The sequence below is a fragment of the Nonomuraea sp. NPDC050691 genome (assembly GCF_040654455.1).
Lineage (GTDB): Bacteria > Actinomycetota > Actinomycetes > Streptosporangiales > Streptosporangiaceae > Nonomuraea.
Map to the genome: position 1 here is coordinate 1 of NZ_JBFAIA010000224.1, position 11,468 is coordinate 11,468.

The 11,468-nt window shown below is 72.4% G+C and carries 10 protein-coding genes; 6 read left to right on the top strand and 4 right to left on the bottom strand.

Annotation, left to right across the window (positions count from 1 at the left end):
• Positions 1 to 163: 163 nt before the first annotated feature.
• Both AB0H81_RS40475 and AB0H81_RS40480 read right to left on the bottom strand, forming a co-directional pair.
• Complete coding sequence (locus tag AB0H81_RS40475) at positions 164 to 1,213, bottom strand: hypothetical protein (RefSeq protein WP_358386429.1); 1,050 nt, start codon at positions 1,211 to 1,213, stop codon at positions 164 to 166.
• Complete coding sequence (locus AB0H81_RS40480) at positions 1,206 to 1,778, bottom strand: hypothetical protein (protein ID WP_358386432.1); 573 nt, start codon at positions 1,776 to 1,778, stop codon at positions 1,206 to 1,208. Before AB0H81_RS40480 ends, AB0H81_RS40475 begins: the two co-directional genes overlap by 8 nt.
• 365 nt (positions 1,779 to 2,143) lie before the next feature.
• Here AB0H81_RS40480 and AB0H81_RS40485 point away from each other — a divergent pair, with 365 nt between their 5' ends.
• The 3 genes from AB0H81_RS40485 to AB0H81_RS40495 all read left to right on the top strand — a co-directional run bounded on the left by AB0H81_RS40485 (position 2,144) and on the right by AB0H81_RS40495 (position 4,763).
• On the top strand, positions 2,144 to 2,695 hold the full coding sequence (locus AB0H81_RS40485; protein WP_358386435.1) for a hypothetical protein: 552 nt from the start codon (positions 2,144 to 2,146) through the stop codon (positions 2,693 to 2,695).
• A gap of 211 nt (positions 2,696 to 2,906) precedes the next feature.
• Positions 2,907 to 4,019: a virginiamycin B lyase gene (locus tag AB0H81_RS40490; RefSeq protein ID WP_358386438.1), complete on the top strand. Its 1,113-nt coding sequence runs from the start codon at positions 2,907 to 2,909 to the stop codon at positions 4,017 to 4,019.
• A 57-nt stretch (positions 4,020 to 4,076) separates the two neighbouring features.
• Positions 4,077 to 4,763 (top strand): hypothetical protein, encoded by a 687-nt coding sequence (locus AB0H81_RS40495; protein ID WP_358386441.1) that lies wholly within the window; start codon positions 4,077 to 4,079, stop codon positions 4,761 to 4,763.
• Between the two features lie 130 nt (positions 4,764 to 4,893).
• On the opposite strand, the gene AB0H81_RS40500 is transcribed toward AB0H81_RS40495, so the two are convergent.
• Positions 4,894 to 6,504, bottom strand: a complete 1,611-nt coding sequence (locus AB0H81_RS40500) for an LCP family protein (protein WP_358386444.1) — start codon at positions 6,502 to 6,504, stop codon at positions 4,894 to 4,896.
• A 370-nt stretch (positions 6,505 to 6,874) separates the two neighbouring features.
• Positions 6,875 to 7,864 (bottom strand): neutral zinc metallopeptidase, encoded by a 990-nt coding sequence (locus AB0H81_RS40505; RefSeq protein ID WP_358386446.1) that lies wholly within the window; start codon positions 7,862 to 7,864, stop codon positions 6,875 to 6,877.
• A 184-nt stretch (positions 7,865 to 8,048) separates the two neighbouring features.
• Between AB0H81_RS40505 and AB0H81_RS40510 the strand changes: the two genes are divergently transcribed.
• The 3 genes from AB0H81_RS40510 (at position 8,049) to folP (ending at position 11,377) form a co-directional block, all read left to right on the top strand.
• A complete protein-coding gene (locus tag AB0H81_RS40510; RefSeq protein WP_358386449.1) occupies positions 8,049 to 8,294 on the top strand; it encodes a hypothetical protein in 246 nt (81 codons plus the stop codon).
• A gap of 536 nt (positions 8,295 to 8,830) precedes the next feature.
• The gene (locus tag AB0H81_RS40515) at positions 8,831 to 9,700 is read left to right on the top strand and encodes a LysR family transcriptional regulator (RefSeq protein ID WP_358386452.1); all 870 of its coding nucleotides are present in this window, start codon (positions 8,831 to 8,833) and stop codon (positions 9,698 to 9,700) included.
• A gap of 819 nt (positions 9,701 to 10,519) precedes the next feature.
• A complete protein-coding gene (gene folP, locus AB0H81_RS40520) occupies positions 10,520 to 11,377 on the top strand; it encodes a dihydropteroate synthase (protein ID WP_358386455.1) in 858 nt (285 codons plus the stop codon).
• Positions 11,378 to 11,468 lie beyond the last annotated feature (91 nt).

Below are 11,468 nucleotides of genomic sequence, written 5' to 3' on the forward strand. Positions count from 1 at the left end.
GCAGGAACACCGAGATCCGGAAGAAGCTCGTCCCGTACAGCCGGCCGCTGTCGATGGCGAGCGCCATCAGGAGCGCCAGGAACAGCATGATCGGGCGGCCGAGGCAACCCTGCCGGCCGCTCGCGACGCGGCCCGGCCGGCCGTCCTGACGCGCGGCGCGGGCTCAGACGAGCGTCCCCCGGCGTCTCAGGTGGCGGCGGACCAGGAGGGCCGCGCCCGTGGCGACGACCGCCAGCGCCCCCGCCCCGGCCAGCGCCAGCACCAGCGGGGAGTCCAGGGTGGCGGCCAGGCCGCTGGTCCCGGCCTCGGCCGGGAAGGACAGGGTGCCCGTAGCTGTGTGCCTGATGTCCCCACTGCGCAGCGTGATCTTGAACTGCCACGGGCCGTCCGGCAGGTCCTCGCCGAGTGTCGCGCTGATGCGGCCGCGGTCGCCGGGCGCCAGGGTCGTGCCGCGCTCGATGGGGAACGGCCCCGCGCTCAGAGAGCTCGGCCCGCCGGACAACGTCACCTGCCCTTCGAGGTCCACGGCCCGGTGGCCGGTGTTGGCGACGTCCGCCACGATCTTCGGTTGCCCGTCGGCGGTCCTCTGCGGGACGATCTCGCCGATCTCGAAGTTGGACGGCAGTTCCCCGCCGGGGCCGACGTCCAGGTACGCGCGGATGCCGACCCGGTTGACCAGGGCGACGTTGCCCTCCGGGCCGGGGCCGGGGGAGGAGACCTCGGCCCAGATGACGGCGTACCGCTCGCCCCGCGTGGCCGTCTCCGGCACGCGGACGGTGGCCTTCACCTCCGCCTGGCCGCCCGGTTTGAGGCGGACCACGGAACGGTCGAGCGTGATCCACGAGCTGAGCTCGTTCGCGGTGCCGAAGGGCGCGAACGTGAAGCGCCCTTTCTCGATGCCGGCGGCGGCCGCGTACAGGCGGGCGCGCACGGGACGGTTCGCGTCGGTGACCACCGCGAAGCGCCTGGTGAAGGTGGTGCCGGGATTGACGTGGTCGACGATGTAGCGCTGGGCGCGCGGGTCGGCGACGCGGCTGGCGGGCACCTCGACGAGCCTGATGCCGATGGTGTTCTCGCCCGCCGCGTCGTTGTCACCCGCGGCCGTTCCGCGGCCGGGGCCGGTCGCGGTGGCCGGAGGCGTCGCCCACGTCCCGAGCGAAACGAGCGCGAAGAGGGTGGCCAGCGCCGCCCGGACCAGGGGGCGGCTAGGCAACGGAGTGTCTCACCGTCCCGGTGTAGATGCCGGCCACCGCCTGGGCGGGGACGTCGACCACGATGGTCGGGGTCCAGGCGGCGGAGTTGTTGCCCGATCCGGTGGTCTTGCTGTACGCGACGCGGACCTGGTCCAGCACGACCGCCGAGCCGGCGTTCGGCTGCCCCGCGACGAAGGTGCCCGTGCCGGTGGTGACGGCGTTTCCGGACCAGTAGCTGATCCTGCTGTTGGCCACGGTCTCGGAGGGCGTGCCGCCGCCGGTGGTGAAGTCGGTGGCCGACACCTGCGCCACCCAGGTGGCCGTGAGCGCGGTTCGCGCGTCGGTCACGGTCACCGAGCCGATCGTCCCGCTGATGCTGCCGCCCGGCGAACCGGTGCCGACGCTGACCGGGCCGTCGGGCACCGTGATCGTCAGCCCGGCGCCGGCGCTGACGGAGAAGGTGACCGTCGTCGAACACGTCGTCGACGCGGCACAGGTATCGGCCCGGGCGGGCTGCGCAGCCACCGTGGTGACGGTCACCACGGCGACAGCCGCCCACAGGGCACCGTAACGGCTCTTGAACACTGCCGATCCCTTCGAAGAAGCGCCCCAGACCGCGGGGCCCGACACACGGAGCCACATTGTGCGCGTAACCGGAGAGTCCGGAACGTGACCCCACGCGGTGACTGGCGTTTTTTTGCCGTGATCTGACGGATCCCGGCACAATGCCTTTCAGGTCCGCCGATGCGTTTCCAGGTGGCCGTTTCCGGGGCGCCCGCGAACGAAAGAAGGGCGTTACCCAATTCCCTGGCCGACGCATCGTGAATGCGATGTGTTGGCGATGAATTTGCCGCCGGGAAACGCGGCCGGCCATCGTGAGACGCCGTTGTCGATCTAGGATGCGTTCGGTCTTTCCAACCCCGCCCACGAGAGGCTTGAGGAGTCACCACGTGAGGAAAGCGGCCGCCATCGCCTCCACGCTGACGACCTCGGTCGCTCTGGCGCTCGTCCCCGCCGTTCCCGGCGCCGGGGCCACGTCCCATCAGGCCGTGCACGCGACGATCGAGGCGCGCCTGTTCCCACTGGAGATCATCGTTCCCAACACCGCCAACCTGGGCGCCGGCAGTCGTGGGGGCTCCATCAGCGCCTCGCTGGGCACGATCACGGTCAACGACACCCGGTCGGGGAACCGCACCTGGACCGCGACCGTGTCCGCCACGGACTTCACCACCGGCAGCGGCTCGGGGCTGGAGACCATCACGAAGGCCCACATCGCCTACTGGTCCGGCCCGACCACCGCGCAGACCGGCACCGGGACCCGCACCCCGGGACAGGCCACCGCCGCGCAGAAGGTCGCCTTGACCGTCCCGGTGGTCGCCTTCCGGGCGTCCAAGGGCCCGACCGGCACCTCCACGAGCTGGCAGCCCACGATCGTCATCGACATTCCGCAGGGCGCGATCTCGGGCGGCTACACGGGCAGCATCATCCATTCGGTGGCCTGACGACATCGCGGCCGTTGCGCCGATGAATTGAGGGAGACGTGACCCGCCACTGGCGAAGAGGCCGCTAGGGGACGGCGGCGCGCGCAGGATCATTCGGAGCGCCGGGCGGAATTTCTTTCCCGGCCGCGGGGCCGTCGGCGGGACGGCTCGCCATCACGCGATCGTCCTGTCCGCCGCGCCGCGTTCTCTCTCGTCGATCTGGAAGGATGCCATGCCTTTCCGCAGTCGAATCGTCGCCTACCCCGTCGCGGTCCTGGTCCTGCTGGCCGGGTCCGGTCTGCCCGCCGTCGCGTCGGCCGATCCGCCGGCCCCGAACCAGCACCTGCGCCCGTGGGTGAAGCTGTGCCTGACCCTCAAGCGCATGCCGGGGCACCGGCACATCCGGTGCAAGTACCCGCCGACCCCGAACCCGCGGGCCGAGCGGCGCGCACAGGCCCTCCGCACGCCGTCGATCAGCGAGATCTCCATCACGACGAGCCCGTCCACACCGGTCGGCATCACCGGCGGCCCGGACGACAACCTGTGGTTCACCGAGAACTACGCCAACAAGATCGGCAAGGTCACCACCGGGGGACTGTTCACCGAGTACTCGCTGCCCAACGCGGTCTCCGAGCCGGCGCACATCACCACCGGCCCGGACGGCGCGCTGTGGTTCACCGAGGCGATCGGCAACCGGATCGGCCGCATCACCACCTCCGGCACGATCACCGAGTACGAGCTGCCCACCGAGAACGCGTACCCCTGGGGCATCACCGTCGGCCCTGACGACGCCCTGTGGTTCACCGAGATCGACGCCAACAAGATCGGCCGCATCACCACCTCCGGCACGATCACCGAGTTCAGCCTGCCGACCTCCGGCGCGTACCCCTGCCTGATCACCACGGGCCCGGACGGCAAGCTCTGGTTCACCCAGGCGCTGGCCCAGGGCGTGGCCAAGATGACCACCTCCGGTACCGTCACCGAGTACCCCGCCCCGAGCAACGACGCGATGCCCATCGGCATCGTCACGGGCCCCGACGGCAACCTCTGGTACACCGACGGAGGCGGCCGGGTCGGCAAGGTGACCACTTCAGGAAGCTTCACCGAGTACGCGGTCACCGACCCCAACAGCTTCCCGTGGGGCATCACGCTCGGGCCGGACGACAACCTGTGGTTCGCCGAGCAGGTCGGCAGCAACATCGGCAGCGTGACCACCTCGGGGACGGTCAGCGAGTACCCGACCCCGACATCGCTCGCCGGGCCGTTCCAGCTCGCCGTCGGCTCCGACGACAACCTGTGGGCGACCCTGGACTACGTCGACAAGCTCGCCATCATCACACCCTGACGCCCGTCACATCCTGACGCCCGTCAGGCCCGGCCGTCCGCGGCGGCCGGCGGCGACATGCCGCCCGGCCCCCCCCCCGCCACCCCGCCGCCCGCGGGCGACGACCGGCCGTTCCTCTACCTCAGGGACCGCACGATCCCGCCGATCTACCTCATCACGCTGGGGCTGGTCCTCGCGGTCAGCCTGCTCGCCGTCCGCGCCGTGGCCGGCCCCTACCGGCGGATGCGCCCGTACGCCGACCTGTTCCTGCTGGGCGTGGGGTTCCTGCTGCTGGAGACCAAGAGCGTGACCGGGTTCGCGCTGCTGTTCGGCACGACGTGGGTGGTCAACGCCGTGGTGTTCGCGGGGGTGCTCGTCGCGGTGCTCGCCGCCGTCGAGGTGACGCGCCGCTTCCGCACCCCACCCCTGCCCGTCATGTACGGCGTGCTGCTCGCGGGCCTGTTGCTGGCCTGGCTGGTGCCCAACACGTGGCTGCTGTCCCTGCCGCTGCCGCTGCGGGCCGTCGCCGCGGTCACGGTGGCGTTCCTGCCGATCTTCGCGGCGAACGTGGTCTTCGCCAAGCGGTTCGCCGACACGGCCGACGCGACGACCTCGTTCGGGGCCAACCTGCTGGGCGCGATGGTGGGCGGCTGCCTGGAGTACCTCGCGCTGGTGATCGGCTACAAGGGGCTGCTCATCGTCGCGGCCGTGCTCTACCTGGGCGCGTTCGCGCTGCTGCCCCGGCGGGGCGCGGTCTCCGCCTGACGCGGTCCCCGGCTGAGGCGGTCTCCGGCTGGAACGGGTCCGGCCTCCCCTCGTCCGTCCGGGAGGGAATGCCGGGAGGGCCTGGGGCGGCGTCTCCCTCGTCGATCATGGACGGGGAGGCCGGGAGGCGTCACAGGCCGCAGAGCTCTTCGAGCGTCTTGGCCGTCTTCTGGGAGCCGTTGCGGGTCGGCGTCTGCGTCGGCCGCGCGGCCGTCACCGGGCTCGACGAGGTCGGCGACCCCGCAGTGGGCGTCCCGGGCGAGGCGCTGACGTTGGCCGCCTGGGCGCTGCGCGGCTTGACCGAGTCGGAGAGCGCCTTGGCGGCGAACCGGCGGATCTTGACCCAGTCGGCGGAGCCCGGCCAGAAGTCCGGCGGCACGAACTGCATGCTGGTGATCTTGGCGTTCTTCACCTTCAACGCCAGATCGACCAGCGGCTTGAGCAGCGGCTCCGGGATGTTGGTCTGCGCCAGGCGCTTCGCTCCCGCCATGATCTTGCTGAAGTTGGTCAGGATCTTGGCCGGCGTGGCCTGCTTGGCGAAGGCGCCGATGACGCAACGCTGGCGGCCCATGCGGGAGAAGTCGTCGCTGTTGACGCGGGAGCGGCCGTACCACAGGGCCTGCTCGCCGGTCAGTCTCCGGTAGCCCGCCTTGATGGTGCCGGCGGTGCCGAAGTGGCCGCCCCACTTCACGTCCTGTTCGACGCGGATCTTCAGGCCGCCGATGGCGTCCACCAGGTCCGCGAAGCCGAACATGTTCATCAGCATGTAGTAGTCGATCTTGAGGTTGAGCGTGTGGCCGATGGCGTCCATCAGCGCCCGGGGGCCCTTGTTGCGGCCGCCCATGAGCTGCGGGTTGTCGTTGGCGTACTGCCAGACCTCGTTGAGCAGGCCGCCGTTCGGCAGCTCGGCCATGAAGCCGTGGGGGAACTGCTTGTGCAGCGGGGACGTCGGCGGGAAGCGCACGTGCTGGAGGTTGCGCGGCAGGCTGAACAGCACCGTGTTGCCCGTCCGGATGTCGATGCTGGCCACCGTCATGCTGTCGGTGCGCACGCCCGTCCGGTTGCCGGCCGCGTCACCGCCGATGAGCAGGAAGTTGACCCGGTTCGCGCCGTTCCACGGATCCGCCGTCTTGATCGGCGCGATGCCGGGATCGTCCGGCGCGCTGGGGAAGATGGCGTGGACGGTGTTCTTGAACTCGAGCACGCTGCTCGCGGTCAGCGCGAACGGCGCCATCACCGCGACACACAGCACGCCCACCAGGATGCCGGAGAGGATCTGGCCCTGCTGGTTCAGCCGGTTGGGGCGGAGCGCCACGTACGAGGTCACCATCAGGGCGAACCAGCTCAGCGCTCCCAGCGAGGCGACCACGACGACCGTGAGCATCGCGTCGGTGTCGGCCAGGCCGGTGAAGCCCTCGAGGCCGTTCACCAGGTAGTAGGCCAGGGCGGCGAGCAGCAGCACCGCGTACACGCCGATCAGCGCCAGGCCGGTACGGCGGTGCCCGGCGCGCAGGTGCGCGACGCCGGGCACGATCGCGGACAGCGCGGTCCAGCCGAGGATGGAGCCGGCGTTCAGCGGCCTGGCGAAGCGCGGCGCGGCGCCGCCCGGCCGTCCCGGGCCCCGGCTCCCCTTGCCGCCCGGCCCTTTGCCACCCGGTCCGCCTTTGCCGCCCGGCGCGCCCGGCCCGGCGTTTCCCCCTCTACCGCCGGACGGGTGGTCGTCGCCTCCCGGGGCGTTCACGCCGGAGCGGCGGGGCTGCCGGGAACGGGCGTCCTCGCGAGAGGGCCGCTCCCGGCCCGGCGCGACCGGTTCCGCGGCGTCATGTGCCGCGTCACCTTCGGGGCCGCCCGTGGGCCCCTCGAGGGCTTCGGGGCCCTCCTGAGCGGAGGGGCCCGGCCGGGCGCCGGACGCCGCGCGAGGACGGCGGGGGCGCCGTTTCCCGCCCCCCGCCGCGGTGTCTACCCCATCGCGCTTGCTCACACCGGCTCCTTCACGCCTACCAGGCAAAACTGGGTTTTGCCCCCCGTTGGGCACAAGATTGCCAGGATTCTAGTCCCCATATAGGGACAACCGAGACATGTGCTCAACCTGAGATGAACGCCGTATGACGTCAGGACGTCGCCGTGGACGGGGCCATCCAGGTGTTGCACTGGTACGTCTGGCTGCGCTCCCAGCCCTGCCGGAACCACCGGTTGTTGTTCGGGGGCGAGCCGTGGTCGCGCGGGTAGCCCGGGTAGTCGCCCACCTGGCTGTAGAGCCAGAACAGGCGGGCGCGGTTGGAGGTGTTGACCGGGTAGGACGTGGCGACCGAGCGCATCCACATGCCCGCGAAGCAGGTGGCCTGGAGCTCTAGCCTGCGGCTCAGCGCCAGCTTGCCGCTCCTGGCGCCGGTGTCCAGGGTCTTCTCCCACCAGGAGTCCATCAGGCCCGTCAGGTTCTGCACGTGATGGCCGTACTCGTGGGCCATCATGCTGATGATCCCGCCGTTCCACGCCAGGATCTGCCCGTACCCGCGGGACCTGCCGTTGCCCCGCGCCATCGCCGAGGTGGAGGCGTAGATGGTGTTGTTGCGCGGGCAGTAGTACGGGACGATGCCGCCCGGCTGCGGGTAGTCGCCGCACGCGCCCCTGCCGCGCTTGGCGGCGATCGCGTAGTTCGGCGGGCTGAACGGGATGCCCTGCTTCTCCAGGACCGGCTTCCACGCCCGGTTCATGCACGCGCCGGTCTTCAGGATGAGCGCCTTGAGCTGAGCGTGGTCGAACACGTTCGCGTTGCCGGCCGGGCAGTTCAGCCGCGGCAGCGAGCCGCCGCGGTAGACCGAGTTCGTCCGCAGGCTCCGGTCCACCTTGACCTGGGCCGGCGGGGTGACCGTCTCCTCGGGCGTGCTCGTCTCCGTCGCCTGCGTGGGCCGCGCCCGGGTGGCGCTGGGGTCCGGGTCCGTGGTGCGCCGCGAGGCCGGCGGCTCGTACGTGGGGATGGCGACAGGCGTGGTCGTGTCGGTGCCGGAGGAGCTCCTGAACGCCACGGTGCCGACGACGAGCAGCACGAACAGCGCCGCCACCGACCCGAACACCAGGCCCACGACGCCGGCCGCCGACATGCCCCGCTTCCTGCGCGGCTGCTGCGGCCAGCCGTGCGGGGGCGAGGGCGGCTGGTACCCGCCTGCCTGGCCCAGCGGGTAGGGCTGCTGAGGGGGCTGCTGCCCAGGCCATGCCGGGCCGCCGGGAGGAGGCGCCTGTTGGGGTGGGGCCTGGGGCGGGTACGGCGTTCCACCGTGCGGGGGCATGCCTGGGGACGGCACGGTGGGCCGGCCGTGCGGGGACTGGGCGGGGGCGGTGGGCCGGCCGTACGAGGGCTGGGGCGGCGCGGGCGGCCGGCCGTACGGGGATTGGGACGGCGCGAGCGGTTGGCCGTATGAAGGCTGGGCGGGGGTGGGTGGCTGGCCGTACGAGGGCTGGGCGGGGGCGGGCGGCTGGCCGTACGGAGACTGGGGCGGCGCGGGCGGCCGGCCATGCGGCGGGCACGGCTGAGGTCCCGGCCCGTACGGGGACCCGCTCGGGGACTGCGGCCCGTACGGCGGCGCGCTCGGCGACTGCGGCCCGTACGGCGAACCGCTCGGGGGCGACGGCGGCCCGTAGGGTGTGCCGCCCTGCGGCGGCGCGGACGGCCCCTGACCGTTCGGCCACTCGGCGGGCCGACCGGCGCCCGGCCAGTCGGCAGGAGGCTGGTGGGAGCCCGGCGGGGGCGGCGGAGGGGCTTGGCCGTCCGGGCGGCGGTGGCCGGGAGGCGGCCAGGGGAGCGAGGGGGGCCGCTGGGGCTGGCCGGGCTCCTGGGGCGCAGGGGGATGCTGCCCGTTGCCTGTCACGCTGTCTCCCCCGCTGGTCATTTGTCCGTAATGCGCGACTTGGGAAGTCGCTGGCCGGAGCTTTGCCAAATTTGGGGCAGAAGCATACTGATTTATCACCCGTCACGGATGTGACAGCACTCGGTTACGGTCCGAAATCATTCGAGGTGATCTCCGTCATGTTCCCTACCAGCCGGCGGGTGGTGTCCTAGCTTCTTTGCCATGAACCTCCAGCAGCTCCGCTATGTGGTCGCGACTGCGGAGCACCGCACCATGACCGATGCGGCCAGGTCGCTCTACATCGCACAGCCTGCGCTTTCGCGTGCGATACGGGACCTGGAACGCGAACTCGGCCTGACGCTCTTCGCCCGGTCCGGACGCGGTGTCGTGGTCACCGCCCAGGGCCGCCGGGTGGTGAAGCTGGCGAGGGAGGCGCTCGACGCCGTCCACGAGATCGAAGGTCTCGCCAGCCATGCCGGCTCCGCTGACACGGAGCTGCGCATCGCCTCCACCCCCACCCTCGAACCCGGCCTCGCCGGGCGCCTCCTGCCGGCCTACACGGCCGAGCATCCCGGCGTCCGCGTCCAGATCGTCCGCTGTGAGGGACGTGAGGCCGTGGTCAACGCCATCCGGGAGCAACGCGCCGACCTCGGGCTCACCGACCTGCCCGTGCCGGCCGACCTGATCACCCATCCCCTGGAACGCCAGGAGATCGTGCTGATCTCGCCTCCCGGCATGGAGCTGCCGAACCCGGTGCCGATGGGCCGGCTCGACGGCATGCGCCTGGCGCTGCCCGCCCGCGGGAGCCTCCGGCGCAGGGAGCTGGACGCGATGTTCGGCAAGTACTCCGTCAATCCGGTGGTGGTCGTGGAGACCGACGAGCGCAACGGCTGGCTCAACGCCGTGCGCAGCGGCAAGGCGTCCCTGCTGTGGTACCGGGGCATGGCCGAGCAGGCCAGCCGGGCCGGGCTCGTGGTGCGTTCGCTCGAACCCGCCGTCCGGCGCGTCATCGCCGTCGTCCACGCCCGCCGCCGCCTGCCGCTCATCGCCCAGGACTTCCTGTCCACGGCCGAGAAGGGCTCCGCCGCCTGACGGCACCGCCCGGACCTCTCCATCCCTCACCCCTCACCCCTCCCGCAGGGCTCCGGCCCCGCCGCCGGCACCGACCTCCTCCGGTGCCGCGCCTCCTCCGGCCCCGTGCCTTCCCGGCTACGGCGCCTCTCCGGCCTCGCACCTCCCGACGTGTGGCTCCTGCCCCGGCCACACGCCGCCACGGGTGCGGCGCCCCTCGGAACGGCCCCGCCCGACCCGCACGGCCCTTCCTCCGCACCAACGGCCGGCCGGCCGCCTCGGCCGTCCTCTCTGCTCCGCCGGCCCGTCGTTCATGACGGCTCAGCCCTCCGGCACGGTCCCCGTGAAACGCCCGGCCCGCGCCGGCCTCCTCTGGAACGGTCCCGGCACTCGGCCTTGAAGGGGCCGGAGGCGGGCGCCGGCAGCGGCGGGGGAACAGCGCCGGGGGAACCGCGCCCGGGGGAACAGCGCCGGGGAACGGTCGCGGGAACGGCGCAGCGCGCGGCGAGAACCGGGGAGGGGGCGTGCGGTCGAGGCGTGGGCGTGGGGTGTGCGGCCCGGGGGCGGGTGCGAGGGTGTCCCGGTGGCGGGCGGACGCAAGGCATGTCCGGTCGCGCACGAAGTGTCCGGCCGAGGGGAGGGCGGGGAGCAAGGGCACCCGGCAAAGGGGAGGGCGGGAGCAAGGGGGACCGGGCCAAGGGAGGGCGGGAGCAAAAGGGACCCGGCCAAGGGGAAGGCGGGAGCAAGGGGTGTCAGGGCGAGGGGAGATCGGGATGGGTGGCTGAGGACGCGGGCGCAGCCGGACGGGTGACGGCCCGGTGCGCGGTACGCTCGCCCCTGATGAGCACTTTGCGGCTGCGCCACCGGACGTTCGGGCCGGGGGAGTACGCGGTGATGGCCGTGGTCAACCGAACGCCCGACTCGTTCTACGACAAGGGACGCACCTACGGCTTCGGCGCGGCCGTCGAGGCGGTGGACCGGGCCGTCGAGGGCGGCGCGGACATCGTGGACATCGGCGGCGTCAAGGCGGGCCCGGGCGAGGACGTGGACCCGCGCGAGGAGATCCGCCGGGTCGCCGGGCTGGTCGAGGCCGTCCGCGAGCGGCACCCCGAGCTGGTCATCAGCGTCGACACGTGGCGGGCCGAGGTGGGCGACGTCGTCGCCCGCGCCGGCGCCGACCTGCTCAACGACACCTGGGGCGGCCCGGACCCGGGCCTGGCGGAGGTGGCGGCGCGGCACGGCATCGGGCTGGTGTGCGCCCACGCGGGCCCGGCGGCCCCCCGCACCCGGCCGCACCGGGTCGCCTACGCCGACGTGGTGGCCGACGTCGTCGGCCACACGGTCTCCCTGGCGCGCGCCGCCGTGGCCGCCGGCGTGCCGCGCGAGTCGATCCTCATCGACCCGGCCCACGACTTCGGCAAGAACACCTACCACTCGCTGGAGGTCAGCCGCAGGCTCGGCGAGATGACCGCCACCGGCTGGCCGGTGCTGGTGGCCGTGTCCAACAAGGACTTCGTGGGCGAGACGCTCGGCGGCCTGCCCGTCGAGGAGCGGCACGCGGGCACCATCGCCACGCTGGCGGTGTCGGCGCTGCTCGGGGCGCGCGTGTTCCGCGTCCACGACGCCGCCTCCGCCCGTACGGCCCTGAACGAGATCACCCGCCTCGTCCCGCACACCGAGGCCGGGGACGGGGCCTAGGAGCTGTTTCCTGGATCAGGTCCGGAGCCAGATAGCCAAGGCGGCGACGGTGACGGTTCCCAGGAAGATGTAGGCGCGCTTGTCGTAGCGG

Coding starts and splice junctions, on each gene's coding strand:
- AB0H81_RS40495 (WP_358386441.1), top strand. CDS start 4,077: ATGCCGCCCGGCCCCCCCCCCGCCACCCCGCCGCCCGCGGGCGACGAC.
- AB0H81_RS40515 (WP_358386452.1), top strand. CDS start 8,831: ATGAACCTCCAGCAGCTCCGCTATGTGGTCGCGACTGCGGAGCACCGC.
- AB0H81_RS40505 (WP_358386446.1), bottom strand. CDS start 7,864: ATGTCGGCGGCCGGCGTCGTGGGCCTGGTGTTCGGGTCGGTGGCGGCG.
- folP (WP_358386455.1), top strand. CDS start 10,520: ATGAGCACTTTGCGGCTGCGCCACCGGACGTTCGGGCCGGGGGAGTAC.
- AB0H81_RS40510 (WP_358386449.1), top strand. CDS start 8,049: ATGCCTGGGGACGGCACGGTGGGCCGGCCGTGCGGGGACTGGGCGGGG.
- AB0H81_RS40490 (WP_358386438.1), top strand. CDS start 2,907: ATGCCTTTCCGCAGTCGAATCGTCGCCTACCCCGTCGCGGTCCTGGTC.